Source organism: Mesorhizobium sp. RIZ17 (genome assembly GCF_051127865.1).
GTDB lineage: Bacteria > Pseudomonadota > Alphaproteobacteria > Rhizobiales > Rhizobiaceae > Mesorhizobium > Mesorhizobium humile.
In genome coordinates this window covers 3,563,651-3,589,207 of the sequence record NZ_CP147861.1, presented here as the reverse complement: position 1 = coordinate 3,589,207, position 25,557 = coordinate 3,563,651, and the positions used below count along the sequence as shown (strand labels likewise).

The window sequence follows — 25,557 nt, the reverse complement described above, 5'->3', positions numbered from 1 at the left end:
GTCAGATCCGATCCGATGAATGACGTGCGACCTGGCGCGCGAGGGGGAGCGCCACAATGCCCGCTCCAAGGATGAGTACGACACTAAGTGCCGAAGCGAGCCCCCAATTCAGATCCTCATTGGTAAACCTCGCAATGAAGAAGCTCACCATCTGATCGGACGGTCCACCCACCAATGCAGGCGTCAGATAGAAGCCAAGGCACAGCACGAAGGTGAGAAGTCCGCCAGCGGCAATGCCCGGAACCGCCTGCGGCAGAAAGATCGTCGCATGTGCCAGAAGAGGGCCTGCGCCGAGGCTGCGGGCGGCCTTTACATGGTTCGCTGGAATCGCGCGCATCACGCTGATCATGGGCAGGACCGTAAAGGGCAACTGGATCTGGATCATCGCGATGACCGTCGCCATGCGCGTGTAAAGAAGGGGCAGCGGCTCGGATGTCAGTCCCGTTCCGGCCAGCGCATTGTTGAGAACGCCATTGGTCTGGAGGAAGACTATCCACGACATCGTCCGCACGAGGAGCGAGGTCCAGAACGGGAGGAGAATGAAGAACAGAAGAACCGCCGCGGTTCGCCCGCTGGCATTGGCGATGACATACGCAACCGGGTATCCGATCACGATTGTGAGGCCCGTCACGACAAGGCTGATCAGGATCGTCCTCAGATAGATCGACCGGAAGTCATAGCTCGTTTCCTGAGACAGGCTGCCATCGGCTTCGATCTTCACGGGAAAGCCGGTCGCCCAGCGCAAATAGAAAGCGCTGTAGTGACTGTCATGTTGCGTGAGGATGCTCCAAACGCCAATTTGTCCCCAAGCCGCGTCTGCCCTGATCAATTGGGCTTTCCAGGCCTTCGGATCCGCGCGATCGAAATCCTCGGAAAGCGCCCGCTGAGCGCTGAGGATGGCACTCGCCCCACCGGTCAATTCGTATCCCAGCCGACGGGCTAGCGGGCGAACGGATCCGACACGTGCCGCGGCTTCCAGTTCCTGTCCGAGCGTCATGAAGATGGCAGTGGCTGGAAGATCATTTCCACCCCAGGCCTGAAGTGTCTGTGTTGTCAGTGGCAATGCCTTGGCGATTTCTCCGTCCGATATCGAAGTATGAAAGACAGACCCTATGGGGATCATCAGGAACAGAAGCAGGAAGATCAGGAGCGGCGCCGCCGGAAGGGCAGCTCGAGCTGCCCTCCGATTGTTGTCGCTTCTGATCGAAGACCGAACGACGACATCAGCCGTCGATGACGCGATGTTTCCCGTCGGGGCATCATGCTGCGTCATTACCAAGCCCACGTCGCCGTATGGCAGTGTCATCCCACAATTCCCGCCCGGCCTACTGCGAAATCCAACTGGAGAAGCGCGCGTTCAGCGCGTCCCCGTTCTTGGCCCAGAATGCTCCGTCCTGGGCCAGCGCGCCTTCGCTGTTCTGTGGGGCGGACGGAAGGTTCGGCAGCACATCCTTTGCTACGAGATCGCTGGCTGCCTTTACCGTTGGTCCGTAGGCGATGTAGTTGCTGAGTGTGGCGTTGACGTCCGGCTTGACGCTGAAGGCCACGAACTCCTTGGCGGCTGCGAGATTCTTGGAGCCGGAGGGGATAACCCACATGTCGAAGCCGCGGATCTGATTGGTCCAGGCGATCCCAAGATCGGCGTTTTCCTTGGCGTTGGCATCGGCAATGCGGCCGTTCCAGGCCAGCGCCATCTTCACTTCGCCGGATTTGAGAAGTTGCGGCGGCTGCGCGCCGGCCTCCCACCAGACGATGTCCTTCTTGATTGTGTCGAGCTTCTTGAAGGCTCGATCAACGCCGGCGGGCGTCGCCAATGTTGGATAGATGTCAGACGCCGCCACACCATCCGCGAGCAAGGCGAGTTCGAGCGTGTCCACCGGGCTCTTGCGGAAGCCGCGTTTGCCCGGGAAGGTCGTCGTGTCGAAAATATCGGTCAATTTGGTGGGCGCCTTCGGGAATGCCTGTTTCTGAAACGCCAGGATCGTGGCGTAGACGCTCGTTCCCACGGCGCAGTCGGTGAGGGCGCCCTCCACGAGGCCCGCGGACTTGAAAGCCGCGTCGTTACCAATCTTCTCAAGCAGTCCCTGGTCGCAAGCGGTCGCCCCCGTTTGCGGATCGACGTCGACGACATCCCAAGCGACATTGCCGCTATCGACCATGGCACGAAGCTTGGCCAGTTCGCCACTCCAGGTATCCTGGGTCACGGTGATGTTCTTTGCCTTCGAATAGGGATCGAAGAAAGCCTTAGTCTGTGCCTCCTGTAGAGCCCCACCCCAGGAAACGACGGTCAGGCCGTCTGCCAGGGCTGGAAAACTCGCCGCAGTCAGGACAAGCCCGACAAGGCATGACTGTTTGAACGAACGAACTCCCAACATGTGATGTCCTCTCTGGATCTTCAGTTGTGTTATCTGCCGTCAAGCGCCCAGGCATCGTGGGGCTCCCAGCCGAGGCGGACAGGGCTGCCCATCTCCATCTGGATTCCGGCCGATGATGAGCTCTTCGCAATTAACCGTTCCCCGCCCGGCAGTTCGACGTGGATCCGGAATTGGTCGCCGCAATAGATGATGTCGCTGACCCGCCCGCTGAGCGTTCCGCCGCGGTCCTGAGCGGTGATGCGGACGCTCTCGGGTCTGATGGCGATCGTTGCCCGTTGATCAACCTTTGCGTGTGCGCTGCTGCGTGCCCAAATTTCCTGACCGCCGGCCAGTCTTGCGCGGGCCAAATCGCCTTCGATCGAGACGATTTTCGCCTCAAGGCAGTTATTGTCGCCAACGAACTCGGCTACGAAGCGGTTCGCGGGACGGCCATAGATATCCTGGGCTGTACCGATTTGCTGGATGCGGCCGTCGTTGAAAATGGCGATCCTGTCGGACATCGTCAGCGCTTCGTGCTGATCGTGCGTCACATAGACGACTGTCAGGTCAAGCTGGTCGGCGATCCGACGGATTTCGAGCTGCAGGTCCTCGCGCAGCTTCTTGTCCAGGGCGCCGAGCGGCTCATCCATCAGCACCAGGCTGGGTTCGAAGACAAGGGCTCGAGCAAGCGCAACCCGCTGTTGCTGGCCACCCGACAAGGCCGTGGGCTTGCGTTGTGCAAGGTTCGAAAGTTGGACCATCGCCAGCGCTCCGCCGACGCGCGTGGCGATCTGCTCCTTGGAAAAGCCTCGCACCCTCAATGAATAACCCACGTTCTCAGCGACCGTCATATGCGGGAAGAGGGCGTAGTTCTGAAACACCATGCCGATGTTCCGCCTTTCCGGCGGCATGTCCTGAATCGGCCGCCCGTCGAGCGTGATCTGCCCGCCTGACGGGTATTCGAAACCGGCGAGCATCATGAGTGTCGTCGTCTTACCCGAGCCCGAAGGTCCAAGAAGCGTCAGAAACTCACCTTTCGCGATATCGAGGTCGAGATCGCGCACGACGAAACTATGGCCGTCGTAGCTCTTGGATATGCCGGTCATGCCGACATGCAGCGTGGGCTGAACCATCGTAAAAGCGCTTATCCCATTTTTCTCGTTTATCGAGACTTATTATTGAATATCGAGAATAGAAGCACTCGGACTGGCCTGCGTCAATCCCTTGCTCGCAAATTCTGACCGGGTGCAGCGCCAGCGTTGCGCAAACCCTTGCTACCACCCCCGATAGCGACCTTGCCGCGCTTGCGGCAAGCCGGGCACGCGATGCGGATGCAGCTCTTGCGGCGGCGGAGGCAGCGCTGGAACCGCTGTCGGCGAACGCGGCAGCGGCAACCGAACAGCGACTGAACGTTGAAGCTGATCTCGGCGAACTGATCGCGCGAGACAATCAGCTTGGCGCCCGGCTGGCAAAGTATCAAGCAGAGGATAAGGCCTGCGCCGATCGCATCGCCGCACGCAATTTGTCGAACGCAACGATCGCCGACATTGAGGCGAGATTGACGGCTGAGAGCGAGCGCGGCGAAGGCGCACGTGCTCGTCTGGCACAATTGAGCGAGGCGGCGACTAGCGCGTCTGCGGACGCCCAGCGCGAGCAGGCCGCGCTTAACCTAGCACAGCGCGACCTTGCCGCAGCCGAGACAGTCCGCACAACCTCGGAACTGGCAGCGCGGCAGATGCAGCAGCGCTGGACCGGCGCTGGTCTCAATGACATTCCGAGCCAGACCGAATATGACCGCGGGCTCGCCGCCATCGACGCCGTGCTGGCGGGTTTGCGGTCACTGGCCGAACGCCAACTCGTCCTTGCCCGCGAAAATGAAGATGCGCTTCTCCAGAGCGAGATCGACGAGATCGTCGCTTCGATGCGAGCGACCGGAGGCGACGATGGTGTTCGGGATCCGGTGGCCTATCTGGCTGCGCTCAAGGCCAAGCTCGAGGCAGCGCGGGCGGCGCTCAAACTCACCACTACGGCACGCAGTGCGGTAAAGCGCTACTCGGAAGACCTTCAAAAGCAGGCCGACGATTTTTCGGCGCGCGTGCTAGACCCGCTCAATACGGTGATCGACGATTTTAATGAGGCGATGCTGAGCACGCCCGGTGAAAGCGTTCAGTTCAAGGCCGACACGAGGGTCGATGCGACCAGTTTCGGCATGGCGCTGCGCTACCGCGAGAAGGTCGACAATGCGATCGAGACGAAGAAGGACTTGCCGCCTCAGCTCGTACTGAGTGAGGGCCAGCTTGCCGCGAATGGTTTCAGCATCCTGTGCGCGGCGAGTACCGCCTATCCTTGGTCGCGCTGGCGCGCCCTGCTGCTCGACGATCCGCTGCAGCATAATGATATTATCCACACCGCCGCCTTTGTCGACGTGATGCGCAATATGGTCGAATTGAACGGCTATCAGCTGATCATGTCGAGCCATGATCGTGGCGAGAGTGAGTTCATCGCGCGCAAATTCGATGCCGCTGGTCTGCCCTGCTCCACGGTTTTGTTGACGGCGCCTTCGGACAGAGGCGTCGTCTGGAACACGCCAGAATATAACAAGGCCGCGACACGAATATTGCGCAAGGGGTCGCTGCCCGCCAGCATCAGCAGCGCCTGACATGGCTGAGGCGAAGCGACCCGGAACGTCGGCTTTCGGGTGAAGGTAAAGGTTGCGCGCGTGTCTGGGATGAGGCGCATTGCTGCCGCTGGCGACCGCTCAGAATGAGGAAGGGACAAGCAGTGCGCTGGGAGGGGCTAGGCCTCCGTTCACTTGCTATGCGGCGGCACCAACCTTGTGATTTTTCCAGCCAACCTTGTCGAAGGCGATCATGTCGTGGTCCATGATCCCGATAACCGGCTGCCGCTCGATCAGTCATCGTGGCCATGACTTGGCGACTGGCGTTGGGGGACGCAACCGCGCCAACGACCGCTCAAGACAGTTGGCCCTCGACGCCATCAGATTATGACTCTTCTTCCTCCTCGCACTCCCCGCGGCCCGGCTCCACAGAAATGTGACCGGCCAGCAGTTTTCTTTTGACAGCAGGCCAGCATCCTCGATATCCGGCAGCTGGCGCAGGGGCGTTTTGACCCGCCATCGCAAGGCCTCACCCGCGCCTGGAGGCAGCGCGCCAAACTGCGGCGGCGGAAACAATAGCAATTTCAATCAATTCACTTGTGGCAATTGCTTCTGCGCCCTAGGCTTGGTGTCCAAGCACATGCCTGGGACGGTGCAGTATACCCTACCTGCAAAGCTCATAGTGGAGCACCAACGTCCGGCCTTAGAACGCATTTCCCTGCGTCGGACGCAGGAGGTTGTGCTTGTCTCGAAATTCCTATTCTCATCTTGCCTGCTGTGTGTTTAGCCAATCGCTTGGCGCCCAAACCAACGAAACTGTTGAAGGTTCGATAGTTCAGCACGCGGCCGAGCTTTACGGCAGTGACGCCCCTACCGCCGTGGCATTTTGCGCGCTTGAGGCGTGGTTCGAAGACAAAAAGGACGAGTACGGGTTCTGGCTGCGGGTCTTTCGTCGCCTGCGCAACTAGGTTTGCACCCGGCGCCGACCGAGATGAGGCCCCGCTCGTTGCGGTCGCTCTGGGCGTCAAGCCAACGGTGAACCATCGGACGACGTCTCGGCAGCCAGTGCATACCCATGTGAGCGCACGGTTCGGATCAGATCTGGTCCAAGCTTCTTAAGCGCCCTGCGTATGTGGCCCATGTGGATGTCTACCGTCCTCGGTTCGACTTCAGCATCCCGCGGCCAGCACGCCGTAATCAAAGCCTCCCGAGACTGAACGATCTCGGGATTCTGCAGGAGGTGCCGCAGAAGTCGAAACTGCAGGGCCGTGAGCGGGACATCATGACCGCTCCGACGCACCGTCACAGTCGTCGCATTCATCTCCAGATCGGCAAATCGCAGCACGGTTTCGACGGACCTAATGCCTTGTTTGGTCACCACCGCTTCTACCCGCAAGCGGCGAAGGAAATGGATGAGGACAGATGGGTTGAATGGTCGGGTCAGGACGAGATCCGCGTCGGCCACACTGCAGAATTCCTTCGGCGCCTCGGACTGGTTTGAAAGCACAATGAAGCTGACTTGCGGGTGTTTGGCCCTAAGCGAGTGCAAATCCGAGCAATTTGTGGAGCTGTCGACGACGATCGCTCGGACACGATCATTCGAAACCAACTTCAGCGTGTCATTCACCGCGACGGCGAGTGAAGCGACGAAACCTTCGGTCGCCAGGACGTGCTGGAGAAGCAGGAACAGTTGCGCATCTTGAGAATAGATCAGAATGCGAAATTCCATCCTGTCCCTCCGGCCTCACAGCGGAGCAAATTCTCCGCCGTTGACGTCCAAGGTCGCGCCATTGATGAAACCGGCGCTGTCGGAAACTAGGAAGCGGATTGCCGCGGCGACATCGTCTGGCTTGCCGAGGCGCCCGACCGGAATTCGGGCTAGCGCCGAGCGGTTGGTTTCGCTGTCTGGCGGCCCGGCCATGTCAGTAGCGATGCGACCGGGCGCCACGAGGTTGACGGTGATACCCCGCCCTGCACTGTTGGCTACGAGCACTCTGGTCAAGCCGGAGAGCGCCGCCTTCGAGGTGACGTAGGCGGCCCCAGCGATCCTGGGAATGGTGCGACCGGCAACAGAGCCTACCAGAACGATACGGCCGAACCCTCGCTCGACCATGTGTGGCAGGACCGCTTGGCAGCACAGCATCGCACCCGTGACATTGACGGCCTGCACCAGCTGCCATTCCTCTGACGAGACCTCGACAAAAGGCGTCGCACCGCGCTCTCCCTTTGGCGAGATGCCCGCACTGTAGACGAAGATGTCCGGCATTGCCCAGAGGTTCGCCAATTCATCGAAGAACCTTTGTATCTGAGAGCGCTCCGTCACATCGACGGTGCGGGCCAGAATGTTTGCCGCGTCTGCGCGCGCCGACAGCTTCTCTTTTGCCAATTCAACATGCCCGGAACTTTGACCAAAGAAGGCGACTTTGATGTTGTGCTCCAGCAGGCTCGAAACCGTCGCAAGGCCAATGCCCGAGCTGCCGCCAGCCACGACGGCAACGCGTTGAGAAAGGTCGGTCATGCTGCCTTGTCCATCTCCGCAAACAGGGACAAGGGCGGGTGCGCGTCCGGGTCCGTCATGACCTCTATGAGAAGCGGGCCACCACCCTCGATGCCGCGTTTCAATGCCGCAGGGAGCTGCTCTGGGCTATCCACTCGAGCCGAAGGGCACCCACAAGCTTCGGCAATGCCGGCATGATCCACCGCCGAGAAATGGCATGCGGAGGTGTAGCTCCCGAACTTCACGGTCTCGGCGTCGCGCTGAAAGCCCAGTATTCCATTGTTGAGAACGATGACCGTAACCGGCAGATTCATCCGCACCATCGTCTCGAGCTCCGCCCAGCTGTGCGCAAACCCTCCATCGCCGACGACCGCCACGACTGGACGATCGGGATGAGCGGCCTTGGCGCCCAGCGCCAGCGGCAATCCCCATCCCAGTCCCGCCAGTCCCCGTGGGCTGATGAAGCGCGCTCCGACGCGCGGGGCTCGCAATTGTCCAAGGACCCACATCGAGGAATAGCTGGCATCCGCGACGATGGTGATGTCCCTTTCAAGAAATCGCTGCAGCCCCGCCATGATGCGTTCGGGCCGGATCGGCGACTGGGGCGATGTCCGTCGAGGTTCACTCGCCAGCTCGAACTGCTCCCAGAAGGTCGCAATCTTTGCCTCGACCACCGCCCGCAAAGTTTTTCGGAGTGTCAGGTCGCGCTTCGACAATGCCTCCCGCAACGCGGCCAGGGTCTCGGCTGCGTCACCGACCAGACGGGTTGCCTCATAGTTACGGCCCACTTCGGTCGGGTCGATATCGATATGGACGATGCTCGCTGACTTCGGAATCTGGCGCCAGCTGTCGGTGCCGTTTTGGTTGGTGCGTGTGCCGACAAGCACAACGAGATCGGCTTCCTCGATCAGTTGGCGGCTGTAGAAACCGAGCGAGCACGGGCCAACCAACGCGCCGAGAACTCCGGCCGACAGCGGATGGCGTTCGCTGACCGCGCCTTTTCCCATATTGGTCGTGAAAACGGGAATGCTCGCCTCTTCCTGAAGGCGCGCCAGTTCCTCAGCCGCTCCACTGCAATGAATGCCGCCGCCGGCAACAATCACCGGCGAGAGCGCGCTGGCTATCTGTTCGGCGACCCGCAGCAGATCAGTGTCCGACGGTCTCGAGTGATCGAGCGGCCAGCGGCCAAGGCAGCTTGCGCGAGGCCGGTCTTGCTCGGCCACCGGCGATCGAAGCAAATCCGCTGGCAGAAGCAGGGCGACCGGCCCGGATCGGCCGGAGGTGGCGGCGGTAAAGGCCGCATCGATATAGTCGTCGACCCTTTCCGCAACGGTCAGGCGCCTGACCCACTTCGTGCAGGACTGAAACAGGGCAATCTGGTCGAAGTCCTGAAAGGCATTGCGATCGGTCTGGTCGCGTTCGACATCCTGGACAAGCGCTACCACAGGAATGCTTGCCTTCAGGCACTCGGCCAATGGCGCCACCAGAAGGGCCGCCGCGGGGCCGTTTTGGGCCGCAACCACACCGACCTTGCCGGAGACCCGCGCATAGCCGTCAGACATTGCGCCACCCATGTTTTCCTGCCGATAGGCGATCTGACGAATGCCCCGCGCTTCGGCCGCCAGGATGACGGCCGACGGCAAGCTCTGGGCAAAGATCATTTCCACGCCGTGCCGCTTCAGCGCGTCCGCGATCCGATCAGCGACGGTGCTCTTGGTGACAGTCACGTGCATTATTGCTTGTCTCCATCGCTTGGCTCACATTGGGCAAGGAAGTCATCGAAAACGGCGACAACCCGGTCCATCTCCGCGGCCGTCATGGGTGTCGAAAGGCAGGCAGCCGCGCCGAACGGCAACAGGATTCCGCTGGCGAGGAAATGTCTGCTCAAAGCGCGCATGGTTGCAGCTTCCTGCGCCGACATCTGCGCTGCCTTGTAGGTTGCCGGCACGTCTATCTTTGGATGGATGCGAAACAACGACGCGGCTCCGGAGACCGAAAACGATGCTCCCCTTGTTGAGATCGCCTGCGCCAAACCGCTTCGCACCCGATCACCCAGTTCCTCCAAACGGTCGAAGGCATCGGGTGTCAAAGCTTCCATTGCAATCCGGCCGGCGATCATCGAGACAGGATTCGCAGAAAATGTGCCGCCCTGTGAGACGAGCGGCGTTCTGTCGTCAGTGCCAAAGACTGCCATGACGTCGGCCCGGCCGCCGATGGCGCCGATCGGAAAGCCGCCGCCGATGATCTTTCCTGCAGCGACCAGGTCGGGCTGCAGTCCGTAACGCGCCGAGGCGCCGGCAAAGCCCTGGCGCAAGTTCAGAACCTCGTCGGCAACGATCAGGATGCCGTGTCTGCGCGCCGTCGCGGGAAGTGCGGCAATGAAATCAGCAGACGGGTGAAGCAGCCCGGCCCGGCTGGGCATCGGATCCATGAGGATGGCGGCGATGTCAGTCGCGACCGGAGCGATGGCCGCTTCGAGGCCCAAGGCGTCGTTGAAATCAAGGACGATCACGCTGTCGGCGATGGCCTTGGGCGCCCCCCTGTAGCCGAGCTTCGGCAGGCGCCTTCCCGACACCCCGCTCTCGCCGACGCCGTTCTGGCCGGCTTCGGCCCAGTCGTAGCCCCCGTGGTAGGCGCCTTCGAAGCGTACGATCGACGAGCGTCCGGTGAAGGCGCGCGCCGCCTTCAGGGCATACATCACCGCTTCGGTCCCGCTGTTTACGAAGCGCACGTGCTCGATGGCAGGAATGCGCGACACCAAAAGTTCGGCGAGCGCGATCTCATGCTCCATGGGATTGGCAAAACACGTGCCCTGCCGCAGCACGTCACCGATAGCTTCGACCACGGGGCCGAAGCCATGTCCGTGGATCAAGGTCGTGAAATTGTTGTTGAGATCGAGGAGCCGATTGCCGTCGACATCAACGACATAGGCGCCCTCGCCTCTCTCAAGAAAAATGGGTAGAGGATCTTTCTCGATGGTCGCCCGTGTGACGCCCGCGGGAAACACCCGCTGACCACGGCGATAGAGATTGGACGAGCGGGTGCGATCAGGCGCCGGCCTTCCCGTATTGGCGTTCTGCGAGAGCATGGTTGGGACTTTCCGTGGGAATTCAGGTTCGCCTTCGTGCGAACTTCGCAAGTTTGTTGCAACAAAATTGCGACACGTCAAGTCCATGCAACAAAAATCGGATCAGGCGCGAGCAGCGCGCCTTGCTGCGAGTCGCAACAGCCGGTAGCCGTCGCGAATGTCGTTCTCGAATGCCGCCCGCAATGCGGCGCCATCCCGCTCGGCAAGCGCTTCTATCGCCATTTGATGGTTTCGCACGCCGCTTCGCTCCTGGGCGAACTCCGGATAGAGGTTGTAGAGCGAGGGACCAACGCGCAGCCACAGGCTTTCGATCATCGTAATCAGATGCGGAAGGCCGGCCATCTCATAGACATGGAAGTGGAATTCCTTGTTGTGCCACAACGCCTCGTCGTAATTGCCGGCATCGAGGGCCGCGCTTATCCTGCCTTGAATTTGACCAAGAACTTCAACGTGTTGCTCTGAGCCAGACGGCGCAGCCTTCTCGGAAGCAAGCCCCTCCAAGGCAATCCTTATCGTCGTCAGCTCTTTGAGGTCCAGCTCACCCAGGACAGGCACGATGACGGTCTTGGGCCCCGCGTAAACCAGTGCGCCTTCGCTGGTCAACCGGTTGATGGCGTCGCGCGCCGGCGTCGAACTCACCCCCAATTCCTCAGCGACGGCGCGAACCGTCATTTTGTAGCCTGGCCGGTATTTCCCCCGGATCAGTCGCTCTTTCATTTCCCGATAGGCGGCATCTCCCAGGCTGGCGCCCTGCCCGCCGCTAGCCGCCGCGATCTTCAGATCCAGCACAATTCCATCCAATCTCTGTTGACAGTCCCCATTTTTTGATGCAACAAAAACATTATGTGAAGTTTTTGCAAAGAGATTGTCGCATCAATTTCTTATTTAGCAGCGCTCTCGGCGTCTGTCACGAGTGGCGGAACGACGGTTCCCGGGAGCACGGTTCGAAGCGGCGGAGGCGCCGGATTGCGATTGCCGCGCCCGGGACCCAACGCAACGCTGGACCCTGCTCCACCAAGAGAGGAGGCAGCATTGATTGGCCAGGCACTGACCCTTTCCAGGCTCTGCAAGAGCTACGGAGATATCGCTGCGGTGAACGAAATCGATCTGGAAATCGGGGCGGGCGAATTCGTCTCCATCGTCGGCCCCTCCGGATCGGGCAAGACGTCACTGTTGACGTTGATCGCCGGCTTCGAGCCTCCGTCCAGCGGGGCTATCCGCATCGGCGACAAGGACATCACCCATCTGCCGCCCAATCTTCGCAACATCGGAATGGTTTTTCAGAAATACGCCCTGTTTCCGCACCTGACGGTCCGACAGAACATCGCATTTCCGCTCAAAATGCGTCGCAGAGCCGCGAAATCTGCGATCGCTGCGCGCGTCGAGAACATGCTCGAGCTGGTCCAGCTGCCGCAGTATGGGGATCGCTATCCAGGCCAACTGTCGGGCGGTCAGCAGCAGCGCGTGGCGGTGGCCCGCGCGCTCGTTTTCGACCCTCCCGTCATCTTGATGGACGAACCGCTCGGAGCGCTCGACAAGAAGCTGCGCGAGGCTATGCAGATCGAGATCAAGCGCATCCAGGAGCGGCTCGGCGCTACTGTCATCTATGTGACGCACGACCAGGAGGAAGCTCTGACGCTGTCGGATCGCGTCGCGGTCATGGATCGCGGCTCATTACTACAGATTGGAACACCGGCCGAACTCTACCGCCGCCCAAGCAGCGCTTTCGTTGCGGACTTCATCGGAACCATGAACTTCGTGCCGGGCGTTCTTGTCGGCTGCGAAGCCGGGACGCATGTCATTCAAGTTGCCGATGGCATCGTGCTGAAAGCGAAACCGGGCTGGAGACTGGCGGCCCCATCCAAGGGTAGTCCCGTATGCCTCGCCATCCGGCCCGAGCACATCAGGTTGGCGCCAAGGGCGGACAAACCGGCCGGAATGTTGGCCGGCGCAGTTGAGGCCTCCATCTTTGTTGGACCGACGCAGATTCTCCTGGTCCGCCCGCAAGCACTGCCGAACGTTGTGCTGCGCGTGCAGATACCGGCCGATCAAACAACCGGCCTCGAGCGAGGCGCTGAGGTTGCGGTAGCCCTCGACGAAGCGATGCTGCAGGCGTTTCCGGCATGGCAAAGGCTCGCCGCATGAGGCAGCCGCAACCCTCCTCACGATCGTCACGGATGAAGGGGCGGCCGCGGGCTCGCTCAATGCGAAGCTACTCCCCCGCAGTGTCCTGGGTTCTGATAGCCCCTGCCATCTCGATCCTCGCGATCGGATTTCTCTATCCGCTGCTCAGACTGATCATGCTCAGTCTCTCGGCAGGTCCGTCGGCGACCTATGGTCGCCTGTTGCGAGAGCCGCTTTATGCGACGGTGCTTGCAAGCAGCATCGTGACTGCGGTTTCGGTCACATTTGCTTGCGTTTTGCTGGGCTACCCCGTCGCGCTCGCAATGGCGCGGCTCAGGAAGCGCGCCGCGGCAATCACAGCCGCATGCGTTCTCATCCCCTTGTGGACGTCGGTTCTGATCCGCTCCTATGCATGGATCGTTCTTCTCCAGCGCAACGGCCTCATAAATTCTCTCCTCGTCTCGGAAGGGCTGACGCAAGCACCGATCAAGCTGCTTTACACGCAAGGCGCTGTGATCGTCGCAATGACGCACGTCCTGCTGCCGTTTGCCATTCTGCCGATCTTCTCGACTCTTCGGGCAGTTCCCACTGATTATGTCCGGGCGGCGCACAATCTTGGAGCCGGAAAGGTCAAGGCCTTCTTTCTTGTGACGCTGCCACTGAGCCTGCCCGGCGTGTTTGCCGGGGCCATCCTGTGTTTCGTGCTTGCGCTTGGCTTCTACATCACGCCTGCTTTGGTGGGCGGGCCTGAATCGATGATGATGGCCTCATTGATCGGACAACAGACCACCGTCCTGCTCGATTGGCCCTTCGCGGCGGCACTGTCGACCGTTCTGCTGGCCATCACACTTCTGATCGTCGCCGCATTTCGGAAGTCGCTTTCCTTCAGCAAGGGATTGTCCAGTGTTTATTGATCAGTCGCCCGGACTGCCTGCATTGCCGGTGAGCGCAGGACGATACCATCGGACGGCTCCCTTGCGGCTCCGCAGGTCTGGGGCGCTGCTTGGCGGAGGGCTGATCGTCGCAACGGTGTTGTTCTTCCTTGTCTTGCCGACGCTGCTCATCGTGCCGATGTCGCTCAGCCAGACCGACTATCTGCGGTTTCCGCCGCGCGGGTTGACCCTGGATTGGTACCGAACGTTCTTTAGCGATCCCGACTGGATGGCTGCGACGTGGTTCAGCTTCAAGATAGCCATGGCGACCACGCTAAGCGCCACCGTCGTTGGAACCATGACGTCGCTGGCTCTCGTGCGTGGGAACCTGCCCTTCAAGAACACGCTCCTGGCGATATCTCTTGGTCCGATGATCGTCCCACACATCGTATTGGGTGTCGCCCTCTACCTGGTCTTTTCGCCCCTGCAGCTCACGGGAAGCTTTCCGGGCTTCCTTGTGGCTCACACCGTTCTTGCGGTGCCGTATGTGGTGATTACCGTCAGTGCGTCGCTGCAGCGATTTGATCCAGCCCTGGAACTCGCCGCCTTGAGCTGTGGAGCAAACCGTGTGCAGGCCTTTTTTCAGATTGTGCTCCCCAATATCGCGCCTGGCATCTTCGCGGCTTCGGTCTTTGCTTTCCTTGCGTCCTTCGACGAGGCGACCGTGGCCTTCTTCATTTCGGACATCAACGGCAAATCGATCGGCCGCAAGATGTTCGAGGACATCGACTTCAACCTCACGCCGGTGATTGCGGCTGCCTCGACGACCTTCGTCGGGCTTTCGCTGCTGCTCATGGCGCTGGCGCACATATTTGGCCGGCCGCATGACGGACGGTAACGCCCGATCCAATCGAAAAACATCAAATCAAAAAGGGAGAATCGCACCATGTCGTCCACTTGGATTCGCTCGTCTGCCGTCCAGCATCGGCTCTCGAGATGTGCCTTCGCATGTCTGATGCCGCTTGCCATGTCCCTGAACCAGGCGTCGGCTACAGAGCAGGTGGTCATCGCCTCGACAGGAGGCGCCTATGACCGGGCACTTAAGGCGGCATGGTTTGATCCCTTCACCAAGGAGACCGGCATCGAGGTCGTGACCGTCGTTGCCACGAACGCCGAGATGCGCGCCAAGGCGAGCGCGATGGTGAAGGCCGGAAATGTCACGTGGGACCTTTATCTCGATGGCGAAATCCAGGCGGTTTCCGAGGCGCATCGTCGGGCGACCCAGGATCTGAGTGGGTTCTGCCAGCAATTCGCGAGCCGAAAGGACCTCAGTCCAAACGCATGCGCTCCCGGCGGCGCGCTGCTGCAATCGACTGCCACCCTCCTCGCCTACCGGACCGGCAAGGCGGGCGAGCCGGCTCCCGAAACCTGGGCGGACATGTGGGACACGAAGAAGTTCCCGGGCGGGCGAGCCTTCCCGAACTTCGATGACCCCTGGCGCGTGATGGCGGCCGCTTTGCTCGCAGACGGCGTCGCCAAGGACAAATTGTTTCCGCTCGATGTCGACCGCGCACTGGCCAAGCTCGATCAGATTCGACCGGCGATCACGCTGTGGTGGAAGACCGGCGATCAAAGCGTGCAAGGCTTCCGCAATGACGAGTATTCGCTGGGCCAGATCTGGCTGACGAGGGCAAAGGCGATGCAAAGCGAGGGCCTGCCGATTGCATGGTCCAGCAAGGCGTCGTTCCTGGTCGGCGATCGGATTTCGCTCATCAAAGGCGCACCCCATCGCGACAATGCGCTCAGGCTGATCGCGTTTTGGCTCAATTCGCCAAAGGTACAGGCGCAGGCCTGCGAGGTTCTGTCCTGCACGCCGCCAAGCGCTGAAGCAATTTCGTTGATGTCTGATCAGGCGCGCAAGACGATGCCCGGCGCAGACGATATCCGCAATTCGATCGTCGTGCCCGACGCTGAATGGATCAACGCGAATGCGCCCATGCTCCTGGAACGCTGGAACAACTGGATCCGATAGCTGGGGTCAAATCATAGTCCGCCGATGGATCTCGCCCAAGCAGAGCCTTGATCATCCGGCGCCGGGAGCGGCGCCGGGTCATGCCTTCCGATTAAGCTTCGACTGAGCAACGGCAGCAACCTGCAGGCATCAGCCTTTCGGTCTTGATCCTCCGCTAGAGCGCTTCTCCTTCGCAAAGGCCCGATCCGTCGCAATGAACCGTTCCAGCATGGGGACGATCAGGCGTAGCGGATCTGCGGGAGGGTTTCCCGTCTCTCGGCCGAGGATTTCGGCGTAGCGCGTAAGGTCGCGATGTAGCGCTGCTGGGAAGTCCACCGTCACCTTGACTGGCTTGTCGTCCGCAATCGGACCGAGTTTTAGCTTCCCCATATCAGTCTCCATAGGGCTCAAGCGCGAGATCGCGGGTTAAAAGAACGCGCACGGGGAAACCCGGGCGGATGGTCAGTGTCGGTGCGATGTCGAGCTGACGCTCGACGATCTGCTGGCCGGCTTGGCTGATGCTGTCGGAAGCGCCGCGGCGCAGGGCGCGCGTGACGTCGCTCTCCTGGCCGGATGAGCCCGCCTCAGCGCCGACGCTAAGCAGGGTGGAGAGCGCAGCCGCCTTGAACAATTCGCCCCAGTGGTAGTCGACGCCATCTTCGAGCCCGGCATAGCCTTGGCCAACGGCCCCAGGCTGACGCTCCAAGACTATGGAGCGGCCATTGGGCAAGATCAGCCTGTTCCAGATGAGCAGCACCCGGCGTTGTCCGAATCCGACATCATTGTCGTATTGGCCGATGATGCGGGTGCCCTGCGGTATGAGCAGGATGCGTCCGGTCGGACTGTCGTAGATATTCTCAGTCACCTGCGCAGTGATCTGGCCCGGCAGATCGGAGCGGATGCCGGTGATGAGCGCAGCCGGGATGATCGCTCCAGCCTGAAGCACATAAGGCGACACCGGTGGCACGACGCGATCCGGCGCCACAGTGCGCCGATCGACGGCCGCGTTGAGGAAGGCAAGCTGGCGGTCCGACGCCATTGGCTGACCGGGCAGGCCGGTGAGGTCGGGACTGGCAAGGTCCAGCGTTGCTGTGCGTCCAGCCGTTTCGACGGCTGCTGTCGCACGCGCCCCAGTCTGAAAGAACACGCTCGACGTCCTGGCCGCCTCCTCTTCTGCTCGCCGGCGTTGTTCCCCTTCGTCGATCGTGGCTCCCCCAACAGTCGGCTGCAGCACGGGCTGTCCCTTGCTCTGGGCATCGAGGATCGGCCGGCCGAGATCGCCAGGCAGCGGCGGCCCAAGGACCGGGCCAGTGTAGTCACGCGGCAGACCGGCGAGACCATCGGCGGTTTGCCGATTGTTCGTCGAATAAAGCTCCTCGCCGCTGACGTCTTTGTCGCTGACCTGGAAGGCGTAGATCACCGCCACGCCGACGCCGAGCGACGCGACAAAGCCGATACCGGCGAGCACCTTGCGCGACAGCCGGGTGACCCGCGGTGGTTCGGCGCGAAGCCGCATCGGTGCAGCGGCGGTTTCTTTTCCGATCATCAGCCTTGTCCTCCCCTCTGACTGGGGGTGTTCATGGTCTTCGAATTGGCCGTGGAGCTCGGCATCCACGACAATCTACCGACCCTCTTTGCGTTGGTGCGCACGACCCGGACGGTTTCCTGCCGCTTGCCGCTGCCAAGACGTAATTCGGCCGCGCCGAAGAGGCGGTCGACGATCAGGATGTTTTGGTAGACGCGGCTGTTGACGATCTGGGGTTCGCCGTCGGGGCCGATGACGAAGATGGGCGGCATCTCGCCCTGCACGATTCCACGAGGAAACTCGATATAGACACGCCGGCCATCGTCATAGGCGCCGACCGGCTTCCACGGCGGCGTGTCGCCGGTGAGGTTGTAGCGATAGTTTCGCGCCGCGACTGCGGGGATGGCTGGCGCCGCGGGAACCGCCTGCCGCTGTCCGGCCGGGGGTGCTGGATAGGCCCATGCCACGGCGGGCATGTAAGGTTTCTCAGCTGCGCGCAGCTCGACCATGTAGGTGCGCCGATCGGTGGAGATGACGAGATTGGTGGTGATGTCGGCGCGTGAGGGCTTTACCAGCACGTGGACGCGCCGAGTGACACCAGATCCGCTTTCGGTGTCGCCGATGATCCAACGGGCTGTGTCACCGGCCGCGATCGGGCCCGTACCGGTCAGATTTTCACCTGGCTCGAGCGCGATGTCGGTGATCTGCCCAGGTGCCGCATAGACCTGATAGAGCGCTCCTTCGCTCCAGGGAAAGATCTGGATCGCGTTGTAGTAGCCCTCGCGCCGTGGCTGGACGCGCGCGGCCGCATTGGCGTTCTCGACGCGTCCGGCCGGCGTAATTGCGGCGGTGCCACCACGAGCCGGCGTCCAGGAAGGCGGAATGTGCAGCGGCTTTGGCCTCTCATCTGTCACGGCCGAGGGGATGGCCGGAAGGGGCGGCACACTGACGTCGTACGTGATCTGTGGCGACTTCCGCGGCGTCGCGCAGCCGGCGAGAACTGTCGCCGAGAAAAGGCCCGCCACGAGCGCATATTTGCCAAAAGCCGGACCGGCGACCATGCGGAATGGCGGGATCATTGGCCCAACTCCCGAGACCAGTTGATGGCGTTGACGTAGATGCCGAGCGGATTGGCCCGAAGCTTTTCGGCATCCCGCGGCGGCTGGACCACGATGGTCAGGATCGCCGTCCAGCGCTCGGTGGTGGAGAGCTGGCCGTTTTCGTAGTGACGCTCGGTCCAGGCGACGCGGAAGGAGTCCGCAGAGGCGCGGATGACTGAGGAGACTTCTACCGCGACCTGCTGCTTGCCGACCTTGGCGAAGGGCTCGTTCAAACGAGCATAGTCATTGAGCGCCGCGGCGCCCTGGTCGGTGGTCCACTCATACGCGCGTAGCCAGTTCTGGCGCACGATGATCGGATCGGCGGCGATCGAGCGAACCTGCTCGACGAAGCGGCCGAGATGCCAGGCGATCTGCGGATCGGTCGGGCGATAATCAGAGACGGCCGGCGCAACGACTGCCGCTGCGCCGAGTTTGTCGACTTCGACGACCCATGGCACGATGCTGCCTCGCGTCGATTGCCAGACGAGCGCGGAAGCGAAACCGCCGGCGAGCAGGAGTGAGCCGAAGGCCATGAGCCTCCAGTTCTTTGCCTGCACACGCGCGGAGCCGATCCGGTCGTCCCAAACCTGTGCTGCCTTCTGGTACGGCGTTTCCGGTTCTGGCGTGCGGGAATAGCGCATGGAGGGTCGTCGGAACAAATTCATCAGCGATCATCCTGTTTGAGATTGACGGACATCGAGCCGCCGCCGTGGTCGCCGGAACGGACGGTATGGGCAGCGGTGCTGACGCCATGATTGATGGAGCTACCGCGCTTCATGCGCCTGGCCCATTCGGGCGGCGACTGCTGTGCGGTTTCAGAACCGGAGCCTCCGACAGCGCCCGGGCCGGCAACAGCGGTCGGCGAAGCACCGGAGACCGGGTGGCCGCTGGGCGCGTCGGTATGGCCGGGATTGACCTCGTTCTTGCCGCCGGTCGCCTTCCACGCGGCGGCCTGTCCGGAATGGTAGCTGGAACGCATCGATTCAGAAGCGCGCGCGGCGGCTTGCCTGCCCCGGTTGAGAACAAGACCGGCTCCCGCCTTGGCGACGCCGGCGAATGCGGCAGCGCCGCCGCCTGTCCCGGATGTTCCCACCGATGAATCGCCAAGACCGTAGGCGGTCTGGACACCGCCAGCCAGGGCAGCACCACCGCGCGCCGCGCCGCCGAACGCGCTTGTGGCCATACCGACGCCGGCGCGTGTGCCCATGTAGCCGGCCGCACCCAGGCCGGCCGCGGCAAGACCGGTTCCAACCGCCGAACCGGCACCAAGCTGCGGCGCGCCGGAGACAAGCCCCGTCGCGATGCCGGGGCCGAAGATCGACAGCCCCATCAAGGCCAGCGCGCCAAGAACCAGAGACAACGCGTCGGTGATGGAAGGCTGGTTGCCGCCGAAGCCGGCGGTGAACTGGTTGAACAGACCCGAGCCAATGCCGACGATGACGGCAAGCACCAGTATCTTGACGCCGGAGGCGACGATGTTGCCGAGCACCTTTTCAGCGAGGAATGCCGTCTTGTTGAACAGCGCAAAGGGGATCAGCACGAAGCCGGCAAGCGTGGTCAGCTTGAATTCGATCAGCGTGACGAAGATCTGGACCGCAAGGACGAAGAAGGCGACCAGAACGATCGCCCAGGCTGCCATGAGCACAATGATCTGGACAAAGTTCTCGAAGAAGGAGACGTAGCCCATCAACTCGCCAGCGGCGTTCAGAATGGGATTGCCGGCGTCGATACCCACCTGCGCCACGCGGCCCGGCTGGAGGAGCGCGGAGCCGGAAAGCGACGAGCCGCCCGCCTTCAGGCCAAGGCCGGAAAAACTCTCGAAGACGATGCCGGCGAGACGATTGAAGTTACCGATGACGAAGGCGAAGAAGCCTATATAGATCGTCTTTTTGACGAGCCGCTGGAGCACGTCCCCGTCGTCGCCCCAGGCCCAGAACAGACCGGCCAGCGTGATGTCGATCACGATGAGAGTGGAGCTGAGAAACGCCACATCTGCGCCCAGCAGTCCGAAGCCGGAATCGATGTAGCGGGTGAACGTCTCCAGGAACTGGTCGATAATCCCCGTATTGTTCATGGCGACACCGGCTGGCTGACAGACGGATTAGCCGGCTCCAGAGGCATTCTCGTCTGGGCGTCCTCGCCAAAACGCTCCAGCGCCGGCATGAAAGGGCGATTGGAGCCGTCAAGGCCGAGGAAACGGCGCCGGCTCTCGGCCCACGCCCTCTTGCAGCCATCATCGCGGACGGCCGCGATGCCGAGATCGCGGCAACGGGTGAGTTCAAGATTGGCAGGCTCGCCGCCCGGATGTCGGAGGCTGTGGGAGGTGGCATCCTCCGTGCCGTGGTCTCGCAGCGCCATGATGGCGGCTGTCATGGCGGCGACAAGGGCGAGGACGGCAAGCGTCCGGGCGGCGATCTTCATGTTCATGATGGCGCCCGCTCAGTCGTGGAACATCTTGACGGTGGCCGCGCGGTAGGAGCTCCCGGCCATGAAGCGGCTGAACTGCTCGCGCGCCTGCTCCTGCGCAGCGGCGCGGCCCGCAGACTCCAATGCGTTCGCGCGCCCCTGCGCGGCCAGCATCGCCGTGAGATCGGCGATCTGGCTCGCCTGCACTGCGAGCAACTGGTTGCCGGCCTGCGTCGCCTGCAGCACGCCGACGGCCGCCTGGCTGGCGTCGACCAGCGATCTCGTCTGTTGCCGCGTGTCGTCGATACTGCCGACGGCGACCGCGCCGGTTTTGAGCGCGTCCTCGAAGGCCGAGACGGAACCCTGCCAGCGCTCCCGGGCGCCGTCGACCAACTGTCGGTCGGAGAGGTTTGACCCGAAGTTCTGGTAGGTGTCCTTGAACTGCCGCTCGATGTCCTGAACGCTGTAAGCAAGCCTTTGCGCCTGCCCGAGCAGAGCTTTCATATGAGCGAAATTTCCCTCGATGCGGCCGAGCATCGAGGTCGGCAGCGAGGTGAGGTTCCTCGCCTGGTTGATCAGCATTTGCGCCTCGTTCCGAAGCGAGGCGACCTGATTGTTGATCTGCTCCAGCGCGCGCGAGGCGGAGAGCAGGTTTTCTGCATAGTTCCTTGGATCGAAGACGATCAGCGCGTAAGCCGGCTGCACGGTCAGGGCGGTGCCGGCAATGATTGCTGCCAAGGCCAGACGGCAGATACGAATACGGACGGGAACGGGTCTCATGGCGAGGACTCCTCTGCGGATTGGTCGATGACGTTGGTGAGATCGGGAATGAGATCGGCGGCCCATGCGAGGCTGCGATGCGTGAGCCAGGCCGCAAGGAAGTGTTGGCGGGGAGCCTCGGTGAGGATGCGATCGATGGCGGCCTGGTCGGACTTCGACGACGCCGCGCAAAGCGCCAGCGCGATGGGCCCGAGCCCCAACTCGAAGAGGCGGTTGCCGCGCCGCGACTGACAGTAGTAGTCGCGCTTTGGTATGGCCCGCGCAAGGATGTCGATCTGACGGTCGTTCAGGCCGAAGCGCCGATAGATCGCCGCGATCTGCGGCTCGATCGCGCGCTCGTTCGGCAGGAACAGTCGCGTAGGGCAGCTCTCGACGATGGCTGGCGCGATTTTGCTGCCGTCGATGTCCGACAGCGACTGGGTGGCGAAGATGACGGAGGCGTTCTTTTTGCGAAGCGTCTTCAGCCATTCGCGGAGCTGGTTCGCGAAGCTGCCGTCGTCCAGGGCGAGCCAACCCTCGTCGATCATGAGCAAGGTCGGGCGGCCGTCCATCCGCTGCTCGATGCGATGGAAGAGATAGCCGAGCACGGCAGGTGCTGCCGCCGTGCCGATCAGACCCTCGGTCTCGAAGGCCTGGACGGACGCCTTGCGCAGATGCTCGTGCTCAGCGTCGAGCAGCCGGCCATATGGCCCGCCAATGCAGTAAGGCTTCAGCGCCTGCTTCAGCACCGACGACTGCAGAAGAACGGACAAGCCCGTCAGCGTCCGTTCTTCGACTGGAGCAGATGAGAGCGAGGTGAGCGCCGACCAAAGGTGCTCTTTGACTTCCGGGGTGGCAACAACGCCCTCGCGCGCGAGTATGTCGACCAACCAGTCCGCGGCCCAAGCTCGCTCCGGTGTGTGATATATGCCCGCGAGTGGCTGGAGGGAAACGGGGGTTGCGTCATCGGTGAGGTCGGCGAGCGCGAGCCCGATAAGCGGATCATCGTCGTCGCGATGGCGCACCGCATTGCCGCCAAGGTCCTGCCATTCGCCGCCCATGGCGAGCGTCGCGGCTCGGATCGAGCCGCCGAAGTCGAAGGCGAAGACCTGATTGCCTGCATAGCGGCGGAACTGCAGCGCCATCAGCGCAAGCAGAACTGATTTGCCGGCGCCGGTCGGTCCGACGACAAGCGTGTGTCCGACATCGCCGACATGCAAGGACAACCGGAACGGGGTCGAGCCTTCGGTCTTGCCGTAAAGCAAGGGGGGACTACCAAAATGCTCGTCCCGTTCCGGCCCCGCCCACACCGCGGACAGCGGAATCATGTGGGCGAGATTGAGCGTCGTGATGGGCGGCTGTCTGACATTGGCGTAGGCATGTCCAGGCAACGAGCCGAGCCACGCGTCGACGCCATTGACGGTTTCGGCCATGGCCGTGAAATCGCGGCCCTGAATGACTTTTTCTACGAGGCGCAGCTTCTCTTGCACCACACCAGGGTCGACATCCCAGACCGTGACGGTCGCGGTGACGTAGGCCATGCCCGCCATGTCGGCACCGAGTTCCTGCAAGGCCATGTCGGCGTCAGCCGCCTTGTTGGTCGCGTCCGTGTCCACAAGCGCGGACGCCTCGTTCGTCATGACCTCTTTCAGTATCGCCGCGATCGACTTGCGCTTGGCAAACCATTGCCTTCGGATCTTGGTCAGCAGCTTCGTCGCATCGGTCTTGTCGAGCAGGATCGCGCGTGTCGACCATCGATAGGAAAAGGCGAGCCGGTTCAGCTCATCGAGGAGGCCGGGTGTCGTTGCGGTTGGAAAGCCGACAATCGTGAGCACGCGAAGATGTTGGTCGCCAAGGCGCGGCTCCAGCCCGCCGGTCAGCGTTTGATCGGCCAGTAGCGCGTCGAGATAGATCGGCGTCTCGGGAACCCGGACGCGATGGCGCTTGGTCGAGACGGTTGAATGCAGATAAGTCAGCGTGCCGCTATCATCGAGCCATTGGCATTCCGGCATGAAACCGTCGAGCAAGGCGAGTGTACGATCCGTGCGGTCGACAAAGGCGCGCAGTATCTCGTGAGGGTTGACACCTGACTGTTCGCGCCCTTCGTAAAGCCACATCTGTGCACGCGCGGCTTCTTCTGCCTGCGGCAGAAACAGGAAGGTGAGGAAATAGCTTGAAACGAAATGGACGCCTTCCTCCTCGAAGTCGGCCTTGCGCTCAGCATCGACCAGACCGGAAGCCGAATCGGGAAACTTGCTCAAGGGATAAGTCGCTGCCTCGTGGCGCTGCGCCTCGACGAAGATGCTCCAGCCGGAACCAAGGCGACGGAGGGCGTTGTTGAGGCGTGAGGCGACGCCGACCAGCTCGGCTGCGACGGCGGAATCGAGATCGGGACCGCGGAACTTCGCGGTGCGCTGGAACGAGCCATCCTTGTTCAGCACGACACCCGGAGCAACGAGTGCCACCCAGGGCAGATAGTCGGCGAGACGGCTGGCAGTGCGGCGGTATTCAACAAGACTCATCATGGCAGCGCCCTTCACACCGACAGATGACCAGGAAGGCGCAAGTGCCGACGTGCGACCTCCAGGAAGAGCGGATCGCGCTTCGCGGCCCAGACCGCAGCGAAATGCCCGATCGCCCAGACGACGATACCGAGCAGCCAGAGGCGCAGGCCCAGGCCGATGGCTCCGGCAAGCGTGCCGTTCATGATCGCGACGGAGCGAGGTGCGCCACCGAGCAGGATGTGATCGGTCAGCGCCCTATGGACCCGAACGGTGAAACCCGGCATTGCGTCGGGCTGTTCGAGAGCCGACGCCATCAGATCAGCGCCCCACCGCCGAACGAGAAGAACGAAAGGAAGAAGCTGGACGCCGCGAAGGCGATCGACAGGCCAAACACGATCTGGATCAGGCGCCGGAACCCACCGGAACTATCGCCGAAGGCCAGCGTCAAGCCGGTTACGATAATGATGATGACGGCGATGATCTTGGAGACCGGACCTTCGATCGACTGGAGGATTTTCTGAAGCGGTTCTTCCCACGGCATGGACGAGCCGGCGGCTTTGGCGACCGGCGTGAGCATGAGGTTGATGCAAAGGGTGATGGATACGGTAGCCATAAGACGGTAGCTGCGGGCAAGCGCGCGGATCATGAATGGTCTCCTGTGTTGTCTAGGTGGGCTTGGCAGATGCGGTAGTCGCCGCCCGGGCCGAGGCCGTCGACGCGGGCGAGCTCGACGAGCCGCCGCGCGGCGCCGCGCCCCGAGAGGATGACGACGAGGTCGATCGTTTCGGCGATCAACGCGCGCGGGACGGTGACGACAGCTTCCTGGATGAGTTGCTCAAGGCGGCGTAGCGCACCGATGCCGGAGCCGGCGTGGATGGTGCCGATGCCGCCGGGATGTCCGGTGCTCCATGCCTTGAGCAGGTCGAGTGCTTCCGAGCCACGGACTTCGCCGATCGGGATGCGGTCTGGCCTCAGGCGCAGCGAGGACCGGACCAGGTCGGAGAGTGTCGCAACACCCTCCTTGGTGCGCATGGCAACGAGGTTGCGTGCCGCACATTGCAGCTCGCGTGTGTCCTCGATGATGACGACCCGATCGCTTCCTTTCGCCACTTCAGCGAGCAGTGCGTTGGTCAGCGTGGTCTTGCCGGTCGATGTGCCGCCGGCGACAAGGATGTTGGCGCGGGCGGCGACGGCGGCCCGCAACATCGCGGCCTGTTCGGCAGTCATGACGCCTGCAGCGACGTAATCATCGAGTGTGAACACCGCGACGGCGGGTTTGCGTATGGCGAAAGCTGGCGCGGTGACGACCGGCGGCAGCAGTCCTTCGAAGCGTTCTCCGGTCTCTGGCAACTCGGCCGAGACCCGCGGAGATCGACCATGGACTTCCGCGCCGACATGATGGGCGACCAGGCGCACGATGCGCTCGCCGTCGGCGGCCGAGAGCGTCTCCCGCGTCTCGGCCAAGCCTTCCGCCAGCCGGTCCACCCAGATCCGGCCATCCGGGTTCAGCATCACTTCGACGATTGAGGGATCGTCCAGGAACCGTGTGATGGCGGCTCCGAGCGCCGTTCGCAGCATGCGTGAACTGCGCGCACGCCCTTCCGTATTGTTAAGCGAAGCCGCCATCCTGTCCCCTTTCAGTCGGGAACACCTCAGACGGTCCCCGGTCGGGGATGATTAAAAGAGCCAGATTCCGGAGC

The 25,557-nt window shown here is 62.2% G+C and carries 25 protein-coding genes; 6 read left to right on the top strand and 19 right to left on the bottom strand.

Translation table 11 applies throughout. The features are described 5' to 3' along the window. Position 1: 1 nt before the first annotated feature. Genes WDX12_RS17120 through WDX12_RS17110 form a run of 3 tightly spaced genes read right to left on the bottom strand, consistent with a single transcriptional unit; the run spans position 2 to position 3,487 of the window. The gene (locus tag WDX12_RS17120) at positions 2-1,306 is read right to left on the bottom strand and encodes an ABC transporter permease (protein ID WP_434721323.1); all 1,305 of its coding nucleotides are present in this window, start codon (positions 1,304-1,306) and stop codon (positions 2-4) included. 19 nt (positions 1,307-1,325) lie between these two features. Beyond that, complete coding sequence (locus tag WDX12_RS17115) at positions 1,326-2,375, bottom strand: ABC transporter substrate-binding protein (RefSeq protein WP_434721322.1); 1,050 nt, start codon at positions 2,373-2,375, stop codon at positions 1,326-1,328. 29 nt (positions 2,376-2,404) lie between these two features. Next, positions 2,405-3,487: an ABC transporter ATP-binding protein gene (locus WDX12_RS17110; protein ID WP_434721321.1), complete on the bottom strand. Its 1,083-nt coding sequence runs from the start codon at positions 3,485-3,487 to the stop codon at positions 2,405-2,407. Positions 3,488-3,912: 425 nt separating this feature from the next. Between WDX12_RS17110 and WDX12_RS17105 the strand changes: the two genes are divergently transcribed. Continuing rightward, positions 3,913-5,013 carry a hypothetical protein gene (locus WDX12_RS17105; protein ID WP_434721320.1) on the top strand — a complete coding sequence of 367 codons (1,101 nt, stop codon included), beginning with the start codon at positions 3,913-3,915 and terminating at the stop codon, positions 5,011-5,013. A 701-nt stretch (positions 5,014-5,714) separates the two neighbouring features. Beyond that, on the top strand, positions 5,715-5,939 hold the full coding sequence (locus WDX12_RS17100; RefSeq protein WP_434721319.1) for a hypothetical protein: 225 nt from the start codon (positions 5,715-5,717) through the stop codon (positions 5,937-5,939). A 56-nt stretch (positions 5,940-5,995) separates the two neighbouring features. On the opposite strand, the gene WDX12_RS17095 is transcribed toward WDX12_RS17100, so the two are convergent. The 5 genes from WDX12_RS17095 to WDX12_RS17075 form a co-directional block, all read right to left on the bottom strand. After that, entirely contained in the window at positions 5,996-6,700 is a 705-nt protein-coding gene (locus tag WDX12_RS17095; RefSeq protein ID WP_434721318.1) for a winged helix-turn-helix transcriptional regulator, read from the bottom strand. A 15-nt stretch (positions 6,701-6,715) separates the two neighbouring features. Further along, positions 6,716-7,489, bottom strand: coding sequence for an SDR family oxidoreductase (locus WDX12_RS17090; RefSeq protein ID WP_434721317.1), 774 nt, complete (start codon positions 7,487-7,489; stop codon positions 6,716-6,718). Continuing rightward, positions 7,486-9,201 (bottom strand): acetolactate synthase catalytic subunit, encoded by a 1,716-nt coding sequence (locus WDX12_RS17085; RefSeq protein WP_434721316.1) that lies wholly within the window; start codon positions 9,199-9,201, stop codon positions 7,486-7,488. The genes WDX12_RS17090 and WDX12_RS17085 overlap by 4 nt, the downstream gene beginning before the upstream one ends. Beyond that, positions 9,201-10,556 carry an aspartate aminotransferase family protein gene (locus tag WDX12_RS17080; protein WP_434721315.1) on the bottom strand — a complete coding sequence of 452 codons (1,356 nt, stop codon included), beginning with the start codon at positions 10,554-10,556 and terminating at the stop codon, positions 9,201-9,203. Before WDX12_RS17080 ends, WDX12_RS17085 begins: the two co-directional genes overlap by 1 nt. 102 nt (positions 10,557-10,658) lie before the next feature. Further along, complete coding sequence (locus WDX12_RS17075) at positions 10,659-11,345, bottom strand: GntR family transcriptional regulator (protein ID WP_434721314.1); 687 nt, start codon at positions 11,343-11,345, stop codon at positions 10,659-10,661. A 243-nt stretch (positions 11,346-11,588) separates the two neighbouring features. Between WDX12_RS17075 and WDX12_RS17070 the strand changes: the two genes are divergently transcribed. The 4 genes from WDX12_RS17070 (at position 11,589) to WDX12_RS17055 (ending at position 15,584) form a co-directional block, all read left to right on the top strand. Beyond that, entirely contained in the window at positions 11,589-12,701 is a 1,113-nt protein-coding gene (locus WDX12_RS17070; RefSeq protein ID WP_434721313.1) for an ABC transporter ATP-binding protein, read from the top strand. 59 nt (positions 12,702-12,760) lie between these two features. Further along, positions 12,761-13,594, top strand: a complete 834-nt coding sequence (locus tag WDX12_RS17065) for an ABC transporter permease (protein ID WP_434721312.1) — start codon at positions 12,761-12,763, stop codon at positions 13,592-13,594. A gap of 61 nt (positions 13,595-13,655) precedes the next feature. Beyond that, positions 13,656-14,450, top strand: coding sequence for an ABC transporter permease (locus WDX12_RS17060; protein WP_434725654.1), 795 nt, complete (start codon positions 13,656-13,658; stop codon positions 14,448-14,450). 117 nt (positions 14,451-14,567) lie between these two features. Further along, a complete protein-coding gene (locus tag WDX12_RS17055) occupies positions 14,568-15,584 on the top strand; it encodes an ABC transporter substrate-binding protein (protein ID WP_434721311.1) in 1,017 nt (338 codons plus the stop codon). A gap of 129 nt (positions 15,585-15,713) precedes the next feature. On the opposite strand, the gene WDX12_RS17050 is transcribed toward WDX12_RS17055, so the two are convergent. The 11 genes from WDX12_RS17050 to trbB are packed head-to-tail and all read right to left on the bottom strand — an operon-like array spanning position 15,714 to position 25,483. Beyond that, positions 15,714-15,953, bottom strand: a complete 240-nt coding sequence (locus WDX12_RS17050; protein ID WP_434721310.1) for a DUF2274 domain-containing protein — start codon at positions 15,951-15,953, stop codon at positions 15,714-15,716. Between the two features lies 1 nt (position 15,954). Beyond that, positions 15,955-17,109 (bottom strand): TrbI/VirB10 family protein, encoded by a 1,155-nt coding sequence (locus WDX12_RS17045; RefSeq protein WP_434725653.1) that lies wholly within the window; start codon positions 17,107-17,109, stop codon positions 15,955-15,957. Next, entirely contained in the window at positions 17,109-18,167 is a 1,059-nt protein-coding gene (trbG, locus tag WDX12_RS17040) for a P-type conjugative transfer protein TrbG (RefSeq protein ID WP_434721309.1), read from the bottom strand. The genes WDX12_RS17045 and trbG overlap by 1 nt, the downstream gene beginning before the upstream one ends. After that, the gene (gene trbF, locus WDX12_RS17035; RefSeq protein WP_434721308.1) at positions 18,164-18,853 is read right to left on the bottom strand and encodes a conjugal transfer protein TrbF; all 690 of its coding nucleotides are present in this window, start codon (positions 18,851-18,853) and stop codon (positions 18,164-18,166) included. The genes trbG and trbF overlap by 4 nt, the downstream gene beginning before the upstream one ends. Next, on the bottom strand, positions 18,853-20,262 hold the full coding sequence (gene trbL, locus WDX12_RS17030) for a P-type conjugative transfer protein TrbL (protein ID WP_434721307.1): 1,410 nt from the start codon (positions 20,260-20,262) through the stop codon (positions 18,853-18,855). The genes trbF and trbL overlap by 1 nt, the downstream gene beginning before the upstream one ends. Next, positions 20,259-20,609 (bottom strand): putative entry exclusion protein TrbK-alt, encoded by a 351-nt coding sequence (trbK-alt, locus tag WDX12_RS17025; protein ID WP_434721306.1) that lies wholly within the window; start codon positions 20,607-20,609, stop codon positions 20,259-20,261. The genes trbL and trbK-alt overlap by 4 nt, the downstream gene beginning before the upstream one ends. Before the next feature lie 18 nt (positions 20,610-20,627). After that, the gene (trbJ, locus tag WDX12_RS17020) at positions 20,628-21,374 is read right to left on the bottom strand and encodes a P-type conjugative transfer protein TrbJ (protein ID WP_434721305.1); all 747 of its coding nucleotides are present in this window, start codon (positions 21,372-21,374) and stop codon (positions 20,628-20,630) included. Beyond that, positions 21,371-23,878, bottom strand: coding sequence for a conjugal transfer protein TrbE (trbE, locus tag WDX12_RS17015; protein ID WP_434721304.1), 2,508 nt, complete (start codon positions 23,876-23,878; stop codon positions 21,371-21,373). The genes trbJ and trbE overlap by 4 nt, the downstream gene beginning before the upstream one ends. 11 nt (positions 23,879-23,889) lie before the next feature. Continuing rightward, a complete protein-coding gene (locus WDX12_RS17010) occupies positions 23,890-24,171 on the bottom strand; it encodes a VirB3 family type IV secretion system protein (protein ID WP_434721303.1) in 282 nt (93 codons plus the stop codon). Further along, the gene (locus tag WDX12_RS17005; RefSeq protein WP_434721302.1) at positions 24,171-24,503 is read right to left on the bottom strand and encodes a TrbC/VirB2 family protein; all 333 of its coding nucleotides are present in this window, start codon (positions 24,501-24,503) and stop codon (positions 24,171-24,173) included. Before WDX12_RS17005 ends, WDX12_RS17010 begins: the two co-directional genes overlap by 1 nt. Then, positions 24,500-25,483, bottom strand: coding sequence for a P-type conjugative transfer ATPase TrbB (gene trbB / locus WDX12_RS17000; RefSeq protein WP_434721301.1), 984 nt, complete (start codon positions 25,481-25,483; stop codon positions 24,500-24,502). Before trbB ends, WDX12_RS17005 begins: the two co-directional genes overlap by 4 nt. Positions 25,484-25,557 lie beyond the last annotated feature (74 nt).